21 protein-coding genes are annotated in these 20,745 nt (G+C 69.8%); 7 read left to right on the top strand and 14 right to left on the bottom strand.

Features of this window, described 5'->3' with window-relative positions; genetic code table 11:
• Nucleotides 1-74: 74 nt before the first annotated feature.
• On the top strand, nt 75-245 hold the full coding sequence (locus ACZ32T_RS22685) for a hypothetical protein (protein WP_356706885.1): 171 nt from the start codon (nt 75-77) through the stop codon (nt 243-245).
• A 296-nt stretch (nt 246-541) separates the two neighbouring features.
• On the opposite strand, the gene ACZ32T_RS22680 is transcribed toward ACZ32T_RS22685, so the two are convergent.
• Nucleotides 542-1,432: a TIGR03620 family F420-dependent LLM class oxidoreductase gene (locus ACZ32T_RS22680; RefSeq protein WP_467269207.1), complete on the bottom strand. Its 891-nt coding sequence runs from the start codon at nt 1,430-1,432 to the stop codon at nt 542-544.
• Nucleotides 1,433-1,645: 213 nt separating this feature from the next.
• On the opposite strand from ACZ32T_RS22680, the gene ACZ32T_RS22675 reads away from it, so the two are divergent.
• Nucleotides 1,646-2,719, top strand: coding sequence for a glycerophosphodiester phosphodiesterase family protein (locus ACZ32T_RS22675; RefSeq protein WP_467368650.1), 1,074 nt, complete (start codon nt 1,646-1,648; stop codon nt 2,717-2,719).
• A gap of 24 nt (nt 2,720-2,743) precedes the next feature.
• On the opposite strand, the gene ACZ32T_RS22670 is transcribed toward ACZ32T_RS22675, so the two are convergent.
• Nucleotides 2,744-3,973 (bottom strand): MFS transporter, encoded by a 1,230-nt coding sequence (locus ACZ32T_RS22670; protein ID WP_467269211.1) that lies wholly within the window; start codon nt 3,971-3,973, stop codon nt 2,744-2,746.
• Between the two features lie 318 nt (nt 3,974-4,291).
• Nucleotides 4,292-4,900: a hypothetical protein gene (locus ACZ32T_RS22665; RefSeq protein ID WP_467269213.1), complete on the bottom strand. Its 609-nt coding sequence runs from the start codon at nt 4,898-4,900 to the stop codon at nt 4,292-4,294.
• 519 nt (nt 4,901-5,419) lie between these two features.
• On the opposite strand from ACZ32T_RS22665, the gene ACZ32T_RS22660 reads away from it, so the two are divergent.
• A complete protein-coding gene (locus ACZ32T_RS22660) occupies nt 5,420-5,623 on the top strand; it encodes a cold-shock protein (RefSeq protein ID WP_014158060.1) in 204 nt (67 codons plus the stop codon).
• Nucleotides 5,624-5,730: 107 nt separating this feature from the next.
• Nucleotides 5,731-7,056: a geranylgeranyl reductase family protein gene (locus ACZ32T_RS22655; protein ID WP_467368649.1), complete on the top strand. Its 1,326-nt coding sequence runs from the start codon at nt 5,731-5,733 to the stop codon at nt 7,054-7,056.
• A 78-nt stretch (nt 7,057-7,134) separates the two neighbouring features.
• On the opposite strand, the gene ACZ32T_RS22650 is transcribed toward ACZ32T_RS22655, so the two are convergent.
• Nucleotides 7,135-8,430 carry an SGNH/GDSL hydrolase family protein gene (locus tag ACZ32T_RS22650; RefSeq protein ID WP_467368647.1) on the bottom strand — a complete coding sequence of 432 codons (1,296 nt, stop codon included), beginning with the start codon at nt 8,428-8,430 and terminating at the stop codon, nt 7,135-7,137.
• A 298-nt stretch (nt 8,431-8,728) separates the two neighbouring features.
• Nucleotides 8,729-10,099, bottom strand: coding sequence for a cytochrome P450 (locus ACZ32T_RS22645; protein ID WP_467368645.1), 1,371 nt, complete (start codon nt 10,097-10,099; stop codon nt 8,729-8,731).
• A gap of 106 nt (nt 10,100-10,205) precedes the next feature.
• Between ACZ32T_RS22645 and ACZ32T_RS22640 the strand changes: the two genes are divergently transcribed.
• On the top strand, nt 10,206-10,499 hold the full coding sequence (locus tag ACZ32T_RS22640; RefSeq protein WP_467369041.1) for a hypothetical protein: 294 nt from the start codon (nt 10,206-10,208) through the stop codon (nt 10,497-10,499).
• A 186-nt stretch (nt 10,500-10,685) separates the two neighbouring features.
• On the opposite strand, the gene aztD is transcribed toward ACZ32T_RS22640, so the two are convergent.
• From aztD to aztB, 4 genes are read right to left on the bottom strand one after another with little or no spacing between them, the layout of a single operon-like run.
• On the bottom strand, nt 10,686-11,879 hold the full coding sequence (gene aztD / locus ACZ32T_RS22635; protein WP_467369020.1) for a zinc metallochaperone AztD: 1,194 nt from the start codon (nt 11,877-11,879) through the stop codon (nt 10,686-10,688).
• Between the two features lie 49 nt (nt 11,880-11,928).
• Nucleotides 11,929-12,861 carry a zinc ABC transporter substrate-binding protein AztC gene (gene aztC / locus ACZ32T_RS22630; RefSeq protein WP_467269220.1) on the bottom strand — a complete coding sequence of 311 codons (933 nt, stop codon included), beginning with the start codon at nt 12,859-12,861 and terminating at the stop codon, nt 11,929-11,931.
• Nucleotides 12,858-14,078, bottom strand: a complete 1,221-nt coding sequence (locus ACZ32T_RS22625; protein WP_467269222.1) for a hypothetical protein — start codon at nt 14,076-14,078, stop codon at nt 12,858-12,860. Before ACZ32T_RS22625 ends, aztC begins: the two co-directional genes overlap by 4 nt.
• Entirely contained in the window at nt 14,075-14,956 is an 882-nt protein-coding gene (gene aztB, locus ACZ32T_RS22620; protein WP_467368640.1) for a zinc ABC transporter permease AztB, read from the bottom strand. The genes ACZ32T_RS22625 and aztB overlap by 4 nt, the downstream gene beginning before the upstream one ends.
• Before the next feature lie 64 nt (nt 14,957-15,020).
• Here aztB and aztA point away from each other — a divergent pair, with 64 nt between their 5' ends.
• A complete protein-coding gene (gene aztA, locus ACZ32T_RS22615) occupies nt 15,021-15,722 on the top strand; it encodes a zinc ABC transporter ATP-binding protein AztA (protein WP_467269226.1) in 702 nt (233 codons plus the stop codon).
• 201 nt (nt 15,723-15,923) lie between these two features.
• Here aztA and ACZ32T_RS22610 read toward each other — a convergent pair whose 3' ends face one another.
• The 5 genes from ACZ32T_RS22610 to ACZ32T_RS22590 form a co-directional block, all read right to left on the bottom strand.
• Nucleotides 15,924-16,139, bottom strand: a complete 216-nt coding sequence (locus ACZ32T_RS22610) for a DUF6243 family protein (RefSeq protein WP_467269228.1) — start codon at nt 16,137-16,139, stop codon at nt 15,924-15,926.
• A 239-nt stretch (nt 16,140-16,378) separates the two neighbouring features.
• Entirely contained in the window at nt 16,379-16,954 is a 576-nt protein-coding gene (locus ACZ32T_RS22605; protein ID WP_467368638.1) for a hypothetical protein, read from the bottom strand.
• A gap of 38 nt (nt 16,955-16,992) precedes the next feature.
• Nucleotides 16,993-17,250: a hypothetical protein gene (locus tag ACZ32T_RS22600; protein ID WP_467368636.1), complete on the bottom strand. Its 258-nt coding sequence runs from the start codon at nt 17,248-17,250 to the stop codon at nt 16,993-16,995.
• Between the two features lie 138 nt (nt 17,251-17,388).
• Entirely contained in the window at nt 17,389-17,511 is a 123-nt protein-coding gene (locus tag ACZ32T_RS22595; protein WP_467368634.1) for a hypothetical protein, read from the bottom strand.
• Nucleotides 17,512-17,733: 222 nt separating this feature from the next.
• Nucleotides 17,734-20,322 (bottom strand): glycoside hydrolase family 9 protein, encoded by a 2,589-nt coding sequence (locus tag ACZ32T_RS22590; RefSeq protein ID WP_467368632.1) that lies wholly within the window; start codon nt 20,320-20,322, stop codon nt 17,734-17,736.
• A gap of 275 nt (nt 20,323-20,597) precedes the next feature.
• On the opposite strand from ACZ32T_RS22590, the gene ACZ32T_RS22585 reads away from it, so the two are divergent.
• On the top strand, nt 20,598-20,729 hold the full coding sequence (locus ACZ32T_RS22585; protein ID WP_467368630.1) for a hypothetical protein: 132 nt from the start codon (nt 20,598-20,600) through the stop codon (nt 20,727-20,729).
• Nucleotides 20,730-20,745: the final 16 nt, after the last annotated feature.

Raw genomic sequence — 20,745 nt, 5'->3', positions numbered from 1 at the left:
AGTTCCTGGCCTCCCACCCGCCTGATCCAGAAATGCCGGGGCACACGTGTTCCACCAACGGAAGGGACAACATCATGCTGGGTATAGCCGCGGCGGTACTGTTCTTCATCGCCTTTCTGATCAACGCCGCCGACATCGCGACGAATGACATCTTCGCCTCGACGAATGTCATGCTCATCGGCCTCATCGCGCTGGCCCTGCACGTCGCAGGCATCGGCAACGGGCGGCGTGCCGGCCGGCGCTGAGGGCCGGGCCGCCCGGTGAGCTCGCCTGTCCGGGGCGGTCCACGCGGGGACCGGACACCGAGAACGATGTCCTCATGCGTGGCCGCCCCGTGACCATCGACGAGCTTCCGCTGCTCCTTCGAGCGAGCCGCCGGACAGTGGTTCCGCGACTTCGGCATGCCCGAGACCGCCGAGGGCGAGCCACTGCCGGTCGGCCGGTCACGCCGCGGCCGGCCACGGCCTGGACCGATGGCCGAGGGCCTGTATGCGCAGAGACCTGTGACCCCGTGCGCGGTGTCTCTCCGCGGAGGCGGCCCCTACAGCTCGTCGCCGAACGCCTCTGCCAGCGCACGCCATTCGGCCCGCGGCAGACCGCTGCCACCCTCGTCGGCGGTGAGGACCTGGAGTGCGACATGGTCGGCGCCGGCGTCGAGGTACTCCTGGGTACGGGCCTTCACACGCCCGGCGTCACCCAGGGCGAAGAGCGCGTCGAGGAGACGCACGCTGCCGCCGCCGTCGAAGTCGCTCTCCGTGAATCCCAGGCGCAGCAGGTTGTCCGTGTAGTTGGGCAGCTGGAGATACATCGCCAGCATGCTCCGCGCGGTGGTGCGGGCCCGGTCGGCGTCGGTGTCGAGGACCACCGAGAGCTCCGGGGCGAGCAACGCGTCGGGTCCGAGCGCCGTACGCGCCTCCGCGGTGTGCTCCGCGGTGACGAGATAGGGGTGCGCTCCCAGCGCGCGGTCCGTGGCGAGCTTCAGCATCTTCGGGCCGAGCGCGGCGAGGACCCGGCGCCCCGGGCCCACCGGTGGGCTCGCGGCGTCGAGCGCGTCGAGATAGGCGACCATCGCGCTGTACGGCTTCGAGTACTGCGGCACCATCGGGCCGTGGCTGACGCCCAGGCCGAGCACCAGCCGTCCGGGCGCGCTCGCTTCGATCCCGGCGATGCCCGCAGCCACCTCCTCGGCGGAGTGGTCCCAGATGCTCAGGATGCCGGTGGCGACGGTGACCGTGCGGGTGGCGGCGACGACAGCCGCGGCGTCGGCGACCGAGGGACTGCCCCCGATCCAGAGAGTGCCGTACTTCAGCTCTTCGAGCTCGGCGGCCGCTTCCGCGATCGCGTCCCTGCCCGCGTCGTCCGTACGTGACGCGTGCAGCGCACCGCTCCAGATGCCGACCCGTCCGAATGTCTCACGCTTCTCAGAAGTCATGGTGATGCCAACACCCACCTGAACCCGCTATTCCCCGCAGGTCAGGAATCACCCGAACGGGGGCCGGGAGAGCGGCGCCGCGGAGAGCCCGGGGCTTCCCCGGGGGGACCGTTACGCGTACGTTCATGAGGTCCTTGCTGTGGGGCCTCGTGCGGGCCGGATCCCCAGGATTGGCTTCGCGGCGTCCAGCCCGACGCAACAGACGAGGCACACATGTCCCTGAGGCACGCAGTCGCCGGCCTGGCCCTTCTGCCCGCGCTCGCTGTCCCGGCGACCGCGCAGGCGGCCACGGCCATCCAGGAGTACGAACCGGTTCGCAGGGTCGCATTCGACCTGCAGGCCCACCGGGGAGGCCTCGGTCTCACCACGGAGGCCTCCATAGAGGGCTTCGCCAAAGCGATACGCCTGGGTGTCAGCACTCTGGAGCTGGACACCCAGGTCACCAAGGACCGGAAGGTGGTGGTGACTCACGACCGGCAGGTGAGCGCCCAGAAGTGTGAGGACACCGGTCCGCTCACACCCGGCGACCCGATGTACCCGTATGTCGGCAAGTACATCAAGGACCTGACGCTCGCGCAGATCAGGAGCATGGACTGCGGTTTCCAGCAGTTGCCCGGCTTCCCCGATCAGGAACGGATCAAGGGCCACCGCATGGTGGAACTGAGGGATGTCCTCGACCTGGTGAAGAGTTACGGCGCGAAGCGGCTCAAGCTCAACATCGAGACGAAGGTGGAGGCCGGAGCGCCGGAGCAGACCGCCCCGCGCAAGCTGTTCGTGCGCCGCGTCCACGAGGAGATCCGCCGTTCCGGCATCGGCGGGCAGGTGTCCGTCCAGTCCTTCGACTGGGGGGCGCTCAGGGAGATGCACGCGATCGCGCCCGCCTACCCTCTGGTGGCCCTGACGAACCACGACTTCCTCGAAGTGGGGAAGCCCGGAGCCTCCCCCTGGCTCGGCGGCATCGACGCCGACGACTACGACGGTGACTTCGTGAGGGCGGCCGCGTCCGTCCCCGGCGTGACCGCGCTGTCCCCGAACTACGGGTTCCCGCAGAACGGAACGGTCGCGGACCCCGGCTTCCGCTTCTACCCCGACAGGAAGATGATCCGGGACGCGCACCGGCGCGGACTGGAGGTCATCCCCTGGACCTGTGACGACCCGGCCACCGTCGAGGCGCTCATGGACATGGGCGTCGACGGAATCATCACCGACTACCCCGACCGCGTACGGGACATCATGGCCGCTCGTGGCATGCCTCTGCCCAGGGCCTACCCGGCGCCGCGTCACTGACGGCGCCGGTCGGAGACGGATCCGCTACATGCCGGACCGGCTGCTCGCATTCCCGTTCCGCAGCACACCGGCGCAGAGCAGTGCGAGCAGCCCGGCGAGTGGCACCACCAGGAGGCCGACACGGAGACTGGTGGCGTCGGTGACCAGCCCGACGACCGGAGGCGAGGCCAGGAAGCCCAGACGCATGAGCCAGGAGACGATCGCCAGCCCCGATCCGGGCTTGAGGCCGGGGAGTTCGTCGGCCTCGTGCATGGCCGCGGGTACGAGTGTCGCCACTCCGAACCCGGCCGCGGCGAAACCGAGGACCGTGCCGGGCACGGAGGGCGCCGCAAGCGCGAGGCCCATGCCGGCTGCCGCGATCAGGCCGCCTGCCCGCGCCACGGTGCGCTGGCCGAACCGGTCGACAAGCCGGTCGCCGATGATGCGGCCGATGAACTGGGCTCCCACCAGGGCGATGTAGCCGAAAGCGGCCAGGGTGACCGAAGCGTGCAGAGACCCGGAGAGGTAGAGCGTCGCCCAGGAACTCCCCGCGTCCTCGACGAGGGTCCCTGCCGTCGCGATGAGCACGAGGGCAGCCAGGACGTAGACGGTCCGCCGCCGGGCCGTCGCCTCATGGCCCGGCGCGCGGTCCACACGGCCGCCTGCCTCCGGAGCAGGAGCCGGCTGACTCTCCGGGCCGGTCAAGCAGTACCGCAGGGCGACACACGCCGCGAGCGCGAACACCACAGCAGAGATCGTCAGGTGCTGGCCTCTCGAGAGACCGAGCGCGATCGCGGCGGCGGCCATGGACCCTCCGGTGACGGCGCCGATCGACCAGATCGCGTGGAAGGAATTGATGATGGAGCGCCCGTACCGGCGCTGCACCCGCAGCCCATGGGCGTTCTGCGCGACATCCGTGACGGCGTCCATCGCGCCGGCCAGGAACAGCGCTCCCGCGAAGAGTACGACCGAGTCGGCCAGGCCCGCGGCGAGAATGCCCGCACCGGTCAGCAGGGTGCCCAGCACCGCCGCCCGCGCCGAACCCAGCTTGCGGATGGCGGCGCCCGCCGCGAGACCGGCGGCGATGGCCCCCGCCGGGAACGCCGCGACGGCCAGCCCGTAGACGGCGTTGCTCATGTCCAGGTCGGCTTTGATCTGCGGATATCTCGGCAGCAAGTTGGCGAAGAGGGCCCCGTTGGTGAAGAACAGCACGGCAACGGCTACCCGGGCCTGCCGCTCGGCCAGGGCGGGCCGGCTCGGCGCGTCGACAGTCATACGGCGACCCTACAGTCCAGGCGTACGATCGTACACTCCCAATCCTGTACGGTGCACGCTTCTTGCTCCCGGGCCGGCCTGCCCCGGACAGGCTCATTTTCCTCCGCGCCGAGCGGCGACGGTATGGGAGTCATGGGGGACGAGGCAGCCGGGAGGCGGGATGAGGCGCGCCTCCCCGGCCGCCGCTTCGTCGACAACGCCGCGGATGCGCGTGCCGGACCCCGCGAGCCCGGCGTGTTCGGACCGGAGCGGCCGGACAGGCGGTCAACGGCCTGAGGCCGGGCCGGGGCGCGCGGGCTTTCAGCCCTTGAGCCGCAGTTACTCGGCAGCGGTGCCGGCGCCGCTGACGGCCGCGGCGGAGACAGGGCTGTAGTAGACGGAGCGACCCTGCTTGGAGCGCTCCAGCAGCCCGTGCGCGACCCCCTGCTCAAGGGTGTTGCGCACCACGGTGACCTGGGTCGTCCGCTGGGGATGCGCCTCGCTCAGGGCGGCTGCCACCTCCGCCGCGGACCTCGGCTCCCGCTGATCCGCGAGATACCCCGTGACCAACTCACGCCACGTCGGTTCCCCGGCCTTCTTGGACGCCGTGCTCCGGTCGGAGGCGACCGGCTTCTGTTCCGCCTGACGCTTCGACCCGCTGCCGCTCTTCTTCACCGCGGCCTTGCCCTTGGAGCGCCGCGCGGCCGGAACGGTAGCCGCCTCCTTGCCCGCCTTGACCTTGCGTGCGGCGGGCTCCCCGGCGCCGCCGAGCACCTCTTGCATCTTGACCAGGATGCGCTCGCCCTCTTCCAACTGGACAAGCTCGTCCTGCAGTCGGGTCAGCTCGGCGCGCGTCCGGTCCTGCTCGCTTCGGTTCGCCGCGAGATCGTCGGTGATCCGCTGGGCGTAGTCTGCGCTGATGCCGGATGTAGGAGTGTTTTCGGACATGCAGTCCTCGTCCTTCGCTGGGTGTCTCAAATACCTATGGCGGCTGATGCTACCGACACCGACGTACGTAACCCCCCAGCGGATACCGAACTGCCACGGATAAGGGGCTCGCCCGTGTGCTCGAACGCGGACGGCCGGGGCGCCCGGCCGTAGGCGGGCGGACTTCCGCGCCTGCGGTGGCCCCGCGAGGTTGGCCCGAAGTCGTGCCTGGAGGAAAGCGACCACGAGGCGCCGGACGTGCGTCATGCGTGGCGCGTCGTCGTGAGCCGTCCAGTGGCACACACATCCACGGTTCACGCCGAAATCGCTCCGTAGGAGTGAGCGTGGCCGACCGGACGCACACATAGCCCCGTTGCTCTCTGGTGGGGGCCGGTTTCGCCATGTAGCGTCACTGCCAGATGTCGTGGTTCGCCGTACCTGCCCGCGCTTCGGTGCGGGCGCTTCGCTGTATCGGTGCGGACCCACGACGCCTCCGGGACCGCGAGGTGCGGATCCGGATATCAAAGGGAAGGCACCAGCATGGCCAGCGGAACCGTCAAGTGGTTCAACGCCGAAAAGGGTTTCGGCTTCATCCAGCAGGACGGCGGCGGGCCGGACGTCTTCGCTCACTACTCCGCCATCAACGCGACCGGCTTCCGTGAGCTCCAGGAAGGCCAGGCCGTCACCTTCGACGTCACCCAGGGCCAGAAGGGCCCGCAGGCGGAGAACATCACGACTGCCTGACGCGCAGGTCGAGATCGCCCAGGCCCTCGGGAAGCACGATCCGGGGGCCTGGTGTCCCGCACAGGCCCAACTCGCCGGCACCGCCCCGCTCACGGAGGAGTCAGCACGTGGAGTCAGACGACGGTGTGGCGGGCGGCGATCACCGGGCACAGGTGATCGTGGTGGGTGCGGGACCCGCGGGTTCGGCCGCGGCGCTCCACCTGGCACGGGCCGGCGTGGACGTACTGCTGCTCGAGAAGGGCAGCTTCCCCCGGGACAAGGTGTGCGGTGACGGTCTCACACCGCGAGGGGTGCAGCAGTTGGTGCGGATGGGCGTCGACATCGACGCTCCCGGCTGGATGCGGACCAAAGGCATGCGCTGGGTCTGCGGAGGGCGCCAGGTACACATCGACTGGCCTCGCTCCGGCAGCCACCCGGACTTCGGCCTCACCCGCTCCCGGCATGACTTCGACGACCTCCTGGCCCGGCAGGCCGTGACCGCCGGCGCGCGGTTGTGCCTGGAGACCAAGGCGACGGGCCCCCTGACCGACCGTGCCGGCCGCATCATCGGGGTGAGTACGGTCGCGGGAGCAGACAAGCAGCCGAGGAACTACCACGCGCCCGTGGTGATCGCCGCGGATGGCGCCTCCGCCCGGACCGCCCTCGCCATGGGGCTGGAGCGCGACCCGAACAGGCCGATGGCCACCGCCGCTCGCCGCTACTACCGCAGCGAGGTCCGCACCCATGACCCCTACCTGGAGCTCTGGGCCGACCTGCGCTGTTCCCGAACCGGCCGTGACCTGCCGGGATACGGATGGATTTTCCCGCTCGGCGACGGCCGCGTGAACGTAGGCCTGGGCGCCCTCCCGCACCGCGGCCACGGATCCGTGGATCTGCGGGCCACCATGGACCGCTGGCTGACCCGGGTGCCCCAGCACTGGGACCTGCGCGAGGAGCACGCCGATTCGCCGCTGCGCAGCGCCGCGCTACCCATGGGGTTCAACCGCAGGCCTCAGTACCGACGTGGGCTGCTCCTGGTCGGTGACAGCGCGGGCATGGTCAGTCCATGGAGCGGGGAGGGCATCGTCCAGGCCATGGAAGCGGGCGAGGTCGCGGCCGAAACCGTCGCTCTGGCCCTGCACCGTCCGGCCGGCCCCGGGCGCGAGCAGGCTCTGGATCAGTACGCGAGCGAGGTGAACCGCCGCTGGGGACGCTACTACCGGCTCGGCAACACTGTCGCCGAACTGGTGCTCGCCCGCTACGGATACCGGCCGCTCCTCAGCCGCCGTGTCATGGCGTCGCCCGCTCTGGTGCACACCCTCGCCCGGCTGCTGACCCACGGAAGCGACGCACCGTCCGACGACCTGATCGACACACTCGTCCGCGGCATCGTACGGATGGTCCCGTCGCCCGGCAGGCGCACGCGAGCGCTGGGTGTGCGGCGTCCCCGGTGACCGCGGCACGTCACGGGTATCCGCCGGGACGCACAACGATCGCGCGGGGGGCATCACGGGAGCACCCCCGCTTCGGTGTCACCTCTCCAGGACGTCGGCCACCTCGTTCGCCATCACCCGGTAGCCGGCGTCGTTGGGGTGCAGCGCGTCCTTGTAGGCGTAGGCGGCATCGAGGCGGTCCGGGTCCGAGGGTGCGGCGAGTGCCCTGTCGAAGTCGACGTACTCGTCGAACTCGCCCGAGCGCCGGATCCAGTCGTTGACCTCGTTACTGACCTGCGCCGCGTGCGGGCCCCAGTGGTCCGAGCCCTTGAAGGGAAGCAGAGTGGCCCCGACGACTTCGAGACCCTTGTCGTGCGCGGCGTCGATCAGCGCGCGGTAGGCGCCGATGAGCTGGCGGGACGACACGACGGGGGCGGGCTTGTAGGTGGCGGGCGGATTCGGCCCCTTGGCGGCTTCGCTGAAGCCGATGTCGTTGACCCCTTCGAGGATGACGACCGTGGAGATGCCCGGCTGGTCCAGGACGTCGCGCCTGAACCGGGCGGTGGAGCGCTCACCGAACCAGGCCGAGTCGTTGAGCAGCAGGTTGCCGCCGATGCCCTGGTTGACGACGGGCCGCCCTGTCAGCTCGGCGAGTGCGTCGGAGTAGCGCCGGTCCGTGTTGGGCGTGGAGCCGAAGCCGTCGGTGATGGAGTCGCCGAAGACGGCGATGCCGCCCCCGTCGTCCGCGCCTCGGGCGTACATCCGGGCTGCCCCTGAGGGGTGGGCGTCCGCCGCGCCGCCGACCTCGATGCCGGAGAGGTAGTACCAGGACTGGGTCCGGCCGGTGAAGGCGGTGCCCGTCGTGTCGGACCGGTGATCACCTTCTGCCCGGTAGGTGTCGGTCCAGCCCTGGGAGTGAAACGTCGCAGGGCCCGTCGTGCCCGCGAAGTAAAGCGTGACCGTCACCGACTCCAGGCTCTCCAGGCCCAGTTCCGCCGCATCGCTGCGGAGTTCCCCATGAGCCGGTATCCACGTCGACCGTTCACCGTTGAAGGTGAGGTGGCGGACGGAACCCTGCTCGACCGCCGCTCCCCGGGCGGTGCGTGCGATCACCGCCCCCGTGATGTGCAGTGGTGAGGTCCCGTACGCGTTGGAGAGCCGGATCCTGGCCAGGTCGCCGCCCTTGGTGACACGGACGACCTGGCGTACGGACTGGTGGGAGAAGCCTTCCTGGGACCAGTTGGGCGTGAAGCCGGTGCTGGGCAGCTGAGGGGAGGCGCCCCAGGCGGCCGTCCAGGTGACGGGCGCGGCCTCGGCCGGGGCGGCCAGGATGCCGAATGCGAGGGACCCGGCGAAGAGGGGTGCGGCGAGACGGCGGACGTAGGTGGTGCCCATGACGACTCCTAATGGGAATGTAGTTCCGTTAACTTCCGAGAACCGTAACAGATCGCCGAAGCTAATGGAACTATGAGCCCGTTTGGCGCGTCGCCGTCGCGAAAGGGCCGTGGACCCCGGCATCGGCGAGCCGCTGATCGTGCCGCGCAGCTCCGTGCTCACCAGTAGGGGAAGCGGTAGCGGGCGCCCCGGCGGTCACCCTCGAGGTGCTCGATGAGCCGGGAAATCGTGCGCCCCCCGGCCGGCCCGGGCCTGGGGAGTTCCCGAACCCGGCCGACCCGGAAGGCCGTCGACGTCGTCAGTCCCGCTCGGTGGAGCCGGTTCGCCGGTGCACGGTCATCAGCAGGGTGCTGGGCCGCACGGTGGCCCGTGCCACGGGCCGGACGGCCCGGTCCGGCGGGATCTCGAACCGCACTCGCCTGATGATCGTCGCGATGGCGGTGAGCAGCTCGGTGAGGGCGAACCGGTCGCCGATGCACTTGTGTTTGCCGGCACCGAAGGGCAGGAAGGCACCCGGCGTGAAGGCCTTCGCCTGAGCCTCTTCCAGCCAGCGGTCCGGTTCGAAGGTGAGCGGGTCGGGGAAGAGCGCCGGGTCGCGGTGCAAGGCATGCTGACAGTAGGCGAGTTCGGTGCCGGCGGGAACGGACCACGGCCCCAGCTGTGTCCGGGTGACGGTGCGGCGGGTGACGAGCCAGCCGGTGTGGTGCAACCGCAGCGTCTCCCGGACGACGCGCCCGAGGTAGGGCAGACGGGGGAGGTCCTCGAAGGTGATCGGCCGGCTGTCGAGCACTGTGTCGAGCTCGCCCAGAACCCTTCGTTCGACATCGGCGTCCCGGGCGATCTCATAGAGCGCCCAGGCCAGGACCGAGGCGGTGGTCTCGGTGCCCGCCACGGCCAGCGTGAGGATCTCCGAGCTGATCTGGTGACCGGACAGCGGAAGGCCTGTCTGCTCGTCCGTGGTGCGGAGCAGCAGGGACAGCATGTCACCGGTTTCCTGCCCTGATTCCTGGAGTTCGGCCACGGCCTGGTCGATGGTGGCCCGAACCGCGTTCCTGGCGGCCGTGAACCGGCGGTTGAAGGGCAGGGGGAGCCTCTCCACCCAGTCGGGCAGCATGACGCGAGCCCCGACACCGTTCATGACGACCGAGAGGTCGTCGCGCAACTGACGGAACGTCGCGTCGTCCAGACTTCCGGCGAAGACGGTCTTCGCGAGCATCTCGAGGGAGAGCTCGACCATGGCCTCACGGACGTCGAGCTGACGCCCAGGGGCCCACGAGTCGAGGGCGTTGGTCGTCGCGCCACGCATGATGTCGACGTAGCGGTCGATCTCCGGCCGGGCGAAGGCGGGTTGGAGCTGGCGCCGCTTGCGGACATGCTCCTGGCCAGACGCGGTGACGACGGAGTCGCCCAGCAGCTGACCCATCTTCTCGAAGAAGCGTCCCTTGTCCAGCCCGGGACCGAGGTCGGTCAGCATGGTGCGGATGAGACCGGGGTCCTGGACGATCACAGTGCGGGTGCCGGGCTGGAGCGTGATCTCGACCAGCGGGCCGTAGTCGTCACGGAGCGAGGAGATGAAGCCGAGGTTGTCGCGTACGAGCTGTACCGCGTGACCCAGCAGCGGGACGGAACCCGCCGCTCTGGGTATGGGGGGAGGCGCTACGAGCGTCACGGGAGCATGCCACCTTTCGAGCTGATCTTGGGCGCCATATGGCTTCCCTGACCGGTCCTCGGGGCAATCCACCCGGCGACGTGGTATACGCCACGGATAAGGATGTTTGGCGTATGGCGCCGGGGGACGGCCCGGCGGGGTGGACATCGGCGGACGGCTGGACTCCACCCACGGTTCCACTCGTGGGTCCGGGGGCTGCGAGCCCCGCCCCGGGATTCATGAACGCACGACAGCGACCGAGTGGATCACCGACATCGTCCTCGTCGTCTTCCGACAGCGGAGAGAAGGCCGGCTCGACCTCAAGTCCTTCCTGATTCCCTTGGGGATCGTGGCGTTCGTCGTCCACGTGTACCTGGACACCGTTCCCACCGCCGGCAACGAGCCCAGGTCGAGGTGGTAAGTCAGAACCAGCGGTTCGTCGGCGATCTCCGCCAGTGTGAGCACCTCGGTTCTTTCGACGGCACAGGTCGGCGGACGGAATCCACCGGCGACCAGGTTTCGGCCACGCTCTGCCTGGTCCGCTGCGCGCACCGGAGCGCGTCCCCGCCGCCGGGCGGGAACGCGCTCCTCACAGGCCGGAAGGGAGTCAGTGCCCCTTGACGCCGCTCAGCTCGTTGGGGGCCTTCGGCAGTTCCGTCTCGGCCAGTTGCTTGCCCGACTCGATGTCGACGGCCAGCAGCTTCCTGCTCGACGGGTCCGTGACGTACGCCGTGTGATCGCGCACGAACAGCGCCGGCCTGGACTGCTGCCAGTCCAGCGGCTCCTGCCACGGGTTCAGGACGGAGATCTTCTTGGTCACCTTGCCGGTCTCCGGGTCGATGACATGGATCCTGCCGTCGGTCCCCAGGACGAGCGCCTCACCGTGCGGACCCCGTGCCAGCGAACGGAAGGTGTAGCTCGTACCGATGTCGACGAGCCGCATCCTGCCCGTTTCCGTGTCGATGAGGGACACCTGCTCCGGGCGCTCCAGCTCGGCGTCCTTGTCCGTCTTGTAGTCCCCGAGGACCACGGGCGACTGCTCGGACCCGGCCTGGTTGCCGATCCGACCGTACTCCGCGGGGCTCTTCACCTTCTTGATGGCGCCGTCCCTGTAGACCAGGACACCGTCCTCGCAACCGATGACGACCGCCTCGCCCTGCGCGGCCGCCTCTCCATGGACACCTGGGCACTCCTCGCTGCGGGTGATCTCCTTGCGGTCCTTGTCCAACACGGCGATGCCGACACGCTTCTCCTCCGTGCCGAGCGTGGTCACCAGCCTGCCGTCGGCCAGTTGGATGGCGACACCGTGGTGCGGGGCGGCGGAGGTGTACGTCTCGGCCTTCGGCTTCGTCCCGCCCAGGTCCTCGGGATCGAAGACCGTGACCACGCCGGTACCGTCTGCGAAAAGGATCGTCCTGCCCGCGTGCCGGACGACGTGGCCCGGCTTGCTGCCTTCGAACTCGACATCGGTGAGCTTGCGCCCCGCCGCGTCCAGTACCCGGAAGCCGGTCGCGGTCGAGACCATCACATGGCGGTCGTCGCCCGCCGGGTTGACCCGGTTGAACCCCTCCAGCGGTATGTCCTCGGCGAGCTTCAGCGTCTTGCCGTCCAGGACGTACAGACCCCCGTCGTACGTCGCGACGATCGGTTCCGCGACCTGGGCTGCCGGTGAACCCGACGCCTTGCCCGTCGTCCTGGCAGCGGACTCCTCGTTGCCGCTCCCGCAAGCGGTGAGCGCGACGGAGACGCCGAGAAGGGCGCTGACGGCAGCCACTGCCCTCGGGCGTACTGCATGCTTCATCATGTGGATTTCCTCTTTTCAGCTGTCGCGTACGAACGGCGACAGGTGGCTATTCGGCTCCCAGGCCCGTGGATATGGCCCTGGTATTGGCGCGCATCATCTCCAGGTAGGTGGCCGCCCCCTTTCCCTCAGCGGTGAGGGATTCGGAGAACAGCGGCACGACATCGACCTCGATGCCGCTCTCGCGTTTCAGTACCTGGGCCAGCCGGTCGGGCTGCGACGAGTCCGCGAAGATCGCCTTCACACCGGCCGTCTCGATCGCCGTGGCAAGGGACTTGAGGTCGGAGGCGCTCGGCGAGGCGAGCGTGGTCCCGCTCGGGATCACCGCACCCACGATCCGGAAGCCGAAACGCTGCGCCAGATATCCGAAGACATGGTGGTTGGTCACCAACTGGCGATGCCGCGGCGGGATGTGGTCGAACTGTCCGCGCATCCACCCCGTCAGTCCGGTGAGCTGCGCGGCGTAGGCGTCCGCGTTCTTCCCGACGACGGCGCTGTCGACGCCCCGTACGTGCTCGGTGACCTGGTCCGCGATGAGCCCGACGGCTTCGCGGACCCGCTCGGGATCGGTCCAGAAGTGCGGGTCCGCCTCGTCGGCCGACTCGCCCGCCGTGTAGGCGATCGGGTCGACGGATTCCCCCACCGCAAGGGTGGAGACGCCGGCCTCCTCGGCAGCCTCCACATGGCGCAGGACGTTCTCCTCCAGGCCGAGACCGTTGTGGACGACCAGATCGGCCTGTTCGATGGACGCCGCCTGCTGGGCCGAGACACCGAACGAGTGAGGATCGGCGCCGGCCTGCATCAGCACGGTCACCTCGGCCTCGTCGCCGACGACGTTGCGGGTGATGTCACCGAGGATGTTCGTGGTGACGACCACCGAGGGGCGGTCCTGTCCACCTCCCGAGCAGCCGCTCATCCCGAGGAGCAGTACGCCGGCCAGGGAGGCCACAAGGAGGCGCGCGGTCGCTGAACCTGTGCTCATCGGCCGGTCTCCACCATGTATGTCGGGGCGAAGTCGAGCGGGAACGTCCGGGCGAGCCGGAGCCGGTCGTTGTAGTCGATCTCGTAGACCTTCCGTGCCGCGGCATCGTTGACGTACGCCCGGGTGGTGTCGACCTCGATGACCGCTGACCCGGCCCCCTCCGGGAGGAGTGCCCTACGGGTGAGCCTCTTCCCGGTGTCGATGTCGTACGCGGTGAGCGCACCGTCCTTGCCGAGCGCGAGCAACGGAGAGCCCTCTCCCGCGGTGTTGGCGGCCACGACCGGGCCGGTGGCAATGCGTGTCCAGGAGCGGTCGGTGACGTCGAGGACCCAGGCGGCGTCATCGCCCGACCTGGCCGCGAGCGTGGTGCTGCCCGCACGGTGGCGGAACTCGACCGCCCGATCCGAAGCCTTGACCGCTGTGCCGTACGGGATCTTCTCCGCGTCGAACACGCCCTTGCGCTCGCTGACCAGCAACGCGCCGTCGGCGCAGCCGAACACCACTCCCCGACGGGTGACCGCCTCGCCTCGGGCCTGGGCACACGGCTCCTTCAGCGTGGTGACCCGCGAACCGTCGCGGTCGCGCACCTCGACGGATTCCTCCCCGGCGCCGGCCGAGGCGACCAGCAGATGTTCCTTGAAGGGGACGGCCGCCCCGCTGCCCGCACCGGTCAGCTCGCTGCCACGGGGGACGGTGCCTCCCTCCAGCTTTTTGCGGTCGAGCAGCAGGGTGCCGCCCCCGGTCGAGGAGACCGCCGTGACGGCCTGATCGCTGTGGACACGGGCGGTGGCCGTCGCCGCGACGGTCCCCGCGACATCGCGGATCGCGGCACGGTAGTAGTGGACGTGGTCGCCGTGATCAACCGTCCAGGCACCGGTGTCGACGACGTGTGTGCTGCCCCCCGAGCTCAGATAGGCGAACCTCCCGTCGGAGCGCACGCCTTGTACGCCTTCTCTGTCCTCGAGTGCTGTGATGTCCTCGGTGGTCAGGTCCAGGACCTTGACCGCCCCCGTGCCCGCGTCTGCGAGAACGAGCCGTGACTGCTGTTCGGAGGCCTCTTCGGCTCCCTCGACGTACCCGTGGGGTTTCGCCGCGGAGGCGGAGGCCTTCGAGGGCGACTTCGCGTCGCCGCCGCTCTGGCAGCCGACGAGCAGCCCGGAGCTGACGAGGACGGCGCAGAAGAGAGCTGCGGCGGGTCGGGTTTTCCTGCGTGTCATGACGGATGTCCGTATTCCATGTGCGGGCGGTCGGTCGTGGAGGCCGGGGGAGTGGACCGTGACCACCGGCGGTGAAGGCCGGAGACCGCGGTGGAGATCAGGAACTGGACGACCGCCGTGGCGGCGATGCTCGCCCCCGCAGCCGTGCGCAGGTGCCATGAGAGCAACAGGCCGAAGAACGTCGCGCTCGCCCCGAGGCAGGCGGCACCGGCCATGATCACCGGGATCCGGCGTGCCCACGGCAGCATCGCCGCCGGCGGCGCGATCAGCAGGCCGAAGACCAGCAGGGTCCCCACCACGTGGAACGACGCGACGACGGCGAGGGTGAGCAGGGCCAGCAGGGCCGCCTGCGCGAGTCGCGGCCGGAGTCCCAGCGTGTGCGCCTTGCGCTCGTCGAACGCCAGCGCGACGAACGGCCGGTAGCCGAGCACGGAGACCACCAGCGCGATGACCAGCGCGCCTCCGAGGTAGGCCAGGTCCGCCGGACGCACGGCGAGCACATCGCCGAAGAGGAAGCCGGTCAGGTCGACCGCGAACGACTCGGAGCGCGAGACGATGATCACGCCCAGCGACAGCATCCCCACGAAGAGCAGGCCGATGCTGGTGTCCTGGGACAGCCGGGGTGAACGGCCGACGGCGCTGACGCCGAGCGCCATGACGGCCGCGCTCACGGCGGCGCCGACGAGCAGGTTGCCTCCCAGCAGCGAGGCGAGCGCGATCCCCGGAAGCATGCCGTGCGACATCGCGTCCCCGAAGAACGCCATACCGCGCAGAACGACCCACGTACCGGCCAGGGCGCAGATCGACGACACGAGTACGCCGCCCCACAGGGCCCGTTGGACAAAGGTCACCTCGAAGGGGCCCATCAACCATTCCATGCTGCCGGACACTACAATGAAAATGATTATCACTACAAAGAAGTGACCGGAAGAGGCTCGGAAGATGCAGCGACAGGTAGGACTCGCCGGCGTGTCGGCCGGATACCCGAACCGTGCAGTGCTCGACCAACTCACCTTGGACATACCGGCGTTGACGACAACGGCCGTGGTCGGACCGAACGGCTCGGGCAAGTCCACGCTGCTCGGGGTGATCGCCGGAGTGATCCAGGTAACAGCAGGCGAGGTGGAGCACCGCACGGACAGGCGCGTGGCGTTTGTGACGCAGCGCAGCGCGGCGGCCGATGTACTGCCACTGACGGTGCGGGACGCGGTGGCGATGGGGAGGTGGAGCAGTCGCGGCCCGTGGCGAAGGCTGACACGAAGGGACCGGGACACCGTCGAGGCGAGCATGGACAGGCTCGGCATCGGCGCCCTCGCCCATCGACAGCTGGGAGAACTGTCGGGCGGCCAGCGCCAGCGCGCGCTCGTCGCGCAGGGACTGGCCCAGGAGGCGGATCTACTCCTGCTCGACGAGCCCACGACCGGACTCGACGCCACGGCCCAGCGGCTCATCGCCGATGTGCTGGCCGAGGTGACAGCGGAAGGAGTGACGGTGGTCCAGGCGACCCATGACCTCGAGGTGGCCAGATCCGCAGGCCATCTCCTGCTGCTCCAGGACGGGCGGCTGCGGGGAGCGGGAGACCCACGGGAGGTCCTGACCGGCGAGACGATCGACCAGATCTGGCAACTGCCCCCGAGGACGTGAGGTCATGCGGGTGGAGAACGCCCTGGTGTACCGACTTGGCGATGCGCCGACGCCAACCCTCTTCGGCGTGTTCGAAGCTGTGCCGACCGGGCCGTCACCCCGGACGGCCGGACAGGAATGAGTGAACCGCCCCGCCCGATACAGCAGCAGGGCCGGGACCGCGCATCGCGGTCCCGGCCCTGCCCGTGCGGCTGCGGTACGTCAGCTCTGGGCGGTGCCGCCGTCCGCCTGTCCGGCACCCTCCGCTGCGCCTGTCTTCTCGCGCATCTTGCGCACCAGCTCCGCCTTCTGGTCGGCAGCACTTCGGCGATCGAGGTTGCGGTGCGGACCGTTGTTCTGCCGTTCGGCGCGCGACAGCCGCTTGCGCTGGCCGCCGCCCATTCCCACGGGGTTGTTGATGTTCTTGCTCACGGTCATGGGTTCTCCCGGTAATGATGTGAAGTGATCTACGGATTCATCGGTGGGGGACGGGCGACGACGTCGAAGGACGTCAGCAGGGGCTCATCACGCGCTCACTCGTGAATCGGCGTCTGGAAGAACATGACAAATACGTTACCCGCTTCCGTCGGCACCGCACACCAGCCCATCGCTCACCGGCCTGCCCCTGGCGAGCGTCCCTCGGTACTCGCGGAGCGGGAGTCACCCGGCGGTCTCCCCTACGCCGGCGACCTCACCTGTCGGCCGCCCGTGTCCGACAGCCGACGCACCGTGTCCAGGTCCAGCGCCCCGTTCGCAGCCGCATCGTGGGCGAACTCCTCGTCGTGCAGGAGCGCTGCCGACCGGGACGGCGGAAGGTTCGGGTGGTGCGTCGCCGCAGCCCTCACGGCATGTTCCGGGTCCCTCGTGAGCCGCTCCACTGCTGCCGGCTCCGTCGAGGGGGCGCGTACGGCCAAGGCCCGGACCTGAGGATCCTCGCGCTCGGCGAAGGCGACCAGTCCAGTCCGTCGGTCGGGAAGTCCGGCCGGGTGGTGAGACGACCGCGCTCGGGCCCGGTGTACTCGAGGAAGCTGCGCAGCAGAAGTCCGCGGGGCGTCCGGATGGTTCCGGCCCAGCAGGACCCGTACGCCGACGTCGTCGTCGGCGGCCAGGCGCGCGACGAGATCCGGTGGCAGCAGACGGTCGCCGGCCGCCTTCCGCCGCAGCAGCGGATGGCTGGAGAGCGCGTTCCGGCGGACGGCGTCGGAATCCCGTGGCACCTCGCCCGCATGCCGCAAGACGAGGTGACCGTCCATGGGGGCCTGGTAGTCGATCCGGTCTCGTTCCGCCTCACTCAGCGCGGGGCGGAGGGACACGGCCAGCCGGACGTCGGGATGGGGGTCGCCATGAGCCTGCGGCGCTCGGACGGCCCCAGGTCCGCGCGGTACGCGACCTGTGTGCGCACCTCCGGGCCCCGCTCGGCGACGAGTGCGCGGCACCCGGCGGACCCGAGGTCTGCGCGCTGAGCGATCAGCCCCCGAATCTCCGGATCCAGGTCGGCGGCCAGGAGGACCACCACGTCGGCAGGGAGAGTGGGGTTCACGGCGATCATCGCCTGGACGGTCAGGGAGCGCACTCTCCACCCACGCCGGGTCCTCAAGGCGCGCCCGCCGCTGAGCCGTCTCCAGGACCTTGCCGTCGGGGGCCCGTCAGGAGAGCGGCCCGCACGTCCGCGGACAGCGACGCCCACTCACCGCCCCCCCCAGCGGCGGACCTTCGCGAACGGATGGGTGGGCATGGACCGGCGCAGCCCGGGGGAGACCTGCTCGTAGAAGGGACCGCCCAGGAGTTCGTCCTCGTACGTGCTGATCATGTGGACGACCGTTCTCGTCGGGCAGGGGCCACGGACGGGTTGAGACCCGGTCCGGCGAGTCGACCGGCCAGGTGAAGACCAGATCCACGACCCTGTCCACCGCGCGCAGCGAGAGGTCGGGGACGGACAACGCCGAACAGCACCCGTCCCCAGGGCACCGGCCCGGGAGCGGCGTCCCGCCAAGGACGACCGCACCCGGGCTCTCACCGACCTGCGTCGCGATCAGTCAGACCTGCAGGCCCGGCCGTTCAGCTTGAACGACCCCGGATCCGGCGCCGGGCCCGCGGCCGAGGTGTTGAAGCCGAAGTCGACCGATTCGCCCGGAGCCAGGACCCGGTTCCACGGAAGCGGCCTGGCACTGACCGTCCGGCCGGACTGTTCGAACTCCGCGCTCCACGTGTGGCTCAGACGCTGATCCCCGGACAACAGCCACGTCAGCGACCACGGTGAAACCGGCTCCTGGCCTGTGTTCTTCACACGGACCGTCACCGTCGACCCGCTGCTCCACGGGTGCGAGGAGTACGCGACCTCGCACGTACGGGCCAGATCGGCCTGCCCGTCGCCCGCGTCGTCCAGGTAGGAGGCGATGAAGGCCAGCGGCGCGTTCCAGTTGATGGTGATCTCGTTGGTCGCCCAGGAACCGATGTCGTCGACGTAGCACATGGCCGGAGCACAGCCGCTCAGCTTCTCCGCCGCCACGGGATCACCGGACGCCCCCGCGGTCAGGTTGGGCCCACCGGCGACGGAACCGGGTGCCGGGTGGGGCAGAGCGGGATCATTCTGATGCGCCCAGAAACGGTGGTGCTGGTTCCGGGAGTCCCGCTCGCCGTAGCCGGTGACGTAGGACTGGTTGAGGGGGTTGCGGCCGAGCAGGTAGTCGGCGCCCCGCAGCACGGCGTCCTGGTAGACGGCGTCACCGGTCAGGTCGTGGGCCGTGGCCAGCACGGTCATGTTGTTCAAAACCTGACTGTTGGATCCCCAGACGTAGTCCTCACCCTCGGGGTCGTACGGAAGGCCGTACACCTGCGCGCCGGACTGCGCGGCGTAGCGGTCGGCGGCCGCCGTGACCACCGAACGGACCTCGCCGAGCTGCGCCGACGTCAGACCGCTCGGCACGGTGGCCAGGGTGAGCACACCCAGTCCGCCGGTGGACCCCCACGAGATGCCGCCGCCGGCCGGGAAGACCGCGTCCGTGTCACCGTGCAGGCCGGAGGAGAGCACCGCCTGGCGGTAGGTGTCCTTGCCCGTCGTGGTGAACAGCTCGGCGGCCGCCCAGTAGAACTCGTCCGACACGTCGTTGTCGCTGTACGCGCCGCCGCCGATGCCGTCGGCCGGGTCGGCGAGCAGGTCCGGGTGCTGTTCCGCCGCGGCCCACGCGGTCTCGGCGGCCCGCAGGCAGCGGTCCGCGAAGTCCTCGTCGAAGGGGGCGTAGAGCCGGGCGCACTGGGCGGCCGTGGCGGCGAGGTTCAGCGTGGCCGCCGTCGACGGGGGATGCAACTCGCGCTGCTGGGGGTCGAGATGCGGCTTCATGGGCAGCCCGGTCCACTCGGCGTCGTGCATCTTGTGGTGCGCCATCCCCGCCAGCGGCTCGCCGGCCGGGACCTGCATCCTGATCAGGAAGTCCATCTCCCAGCGCGCCTCGTCCAGGATGTCCGGCACCCCGTTGTCGCGCTCGGGAACCCGCAGCTCACCGTCGCCGAGCTCCGCCGACTCGGCGTTCGGGGCGGTCAGGGTGCGCTCGTAGGTGGACATCAACTGGGCCACCGAGATGCCGCCGTTGACCACGTACTTGCCGTGGTCGCCCGCGTCGTACCAGCCGCCCGACACGTCCAGGCGGTAGTCGCATTCCCCCGCCCTGCAGGGAACGTCCGTGTCGCCCTTGTTGGGTGCGACGCCGATGTGTCCGGCCGGGCGCGCGTACTCCTCACCGACTAGGTCCGCCTCGATGGGCGTGCCACTGCGGTTGTGGTAGAAGTACGCCAGCGCGTCGGAGCGCAGTCCGTCGTACAGGTCGCCGCGGATAGAGAACGGCTCGCTCACCTCACCGTCGACCTCCACGGTGTAGCCGTCGCCCGCCGTGGTGACGCCGTCGAAGTCGAAGGTGTGGACCCGCTGACGTGAGCTCGGGTCCTCGCCGTGCGGAACGGTCGTACCGGTGGCGGCGGTCGAGCCGTCACCTGTCTTCACCGTCCACGTCAGCGGCGCGTCGGCGTCGGTGACCACGGTGCCGCTCTTGGGGCCGTGGGGCAGGTACCCGACCTGGTTGACACGTACCGGCGAGCCGGTGTCCGGTACGTAGACGGGCGGTTCGGCCCCGCCCCGCAACGACACGTCGTCCAGACAGAACCGGGTCGCCCGCTCACCACCGCCGATCTGCAGCTGCACCGACGCGGCGGGCAGGTCCACCGAGGCAGTGAACGTACGGGTCACCTGCGTGACCTCCGTACTCACCGGGTCCGCGGTGGCGAGCACCGTGGTGTAAGGCTCCGCCGCCTCCTGGACCCGCGTCTGGACGGTCAGGGGGACAGTCGAACTGGCCGTGTAGGAGAGTTCGTAGCTCTCGCCCGCGACGATCGGGACATCGTTCTGGCCGACGATGACGTCCCAGGCGTTGGCCGTGCCGGCGGGTACCTCCGCGCACAGCCGGCCGTCCGACACGGCCGCCGGCGCGTTCGCCGTCCACCACCAGGGGGCGGTACCGGCGGAGAAGTCGCCGTTGGTGATCTGTTCGGGGCCGGGCTCGGCCGCCAGGGCACCGGCCGCGCCGGGCACCGCCGGAGCCACCGCGAACAGTAAGGCGGCGGCTGACATCCCGAACACGCGTCTTCCGCGCCGGGGGCGGATGCGCACGGGCCGTGCGGAGAGTGGTGAGGCATTCACCGGGAAGGCCTTTCGTCGACAGGGGCGGTGGTTGTGGAGAGCGGTCATCGATATATGGGAGCGCTCCCACCCGCATTGTGAGGGCGGACTGCTCATTCCGCCAGGGTCATGACAGCTCTAGCTCGTGCGACTTCATCCAACTGGTGAGTATGGGTGATGTCCGCCCGACTCTCGGGCTCGGTCGGCCTGCGGAACCGTCATCGTCGGTGAGCACCATCGCCTTCACGGCGATCTTCCTGTTCCACCCGTCAGCCAGGGCCTGGCCCGGACTGCCTGCTGTGGGAGAACCCCGCAACGTGTTCCTCGACGAGGTCGCATGGCACCCGTTGCATCCGTAGGGCACTGTCGGGCAGA

The organism is Streptomyces sp. NPDC023573 (genome assembly GCF_055559735.1).
Note: the sequence above shows the minus strand (reverse complement) of the source record. Positions and strands in the feature narration are given on the sequence as shown.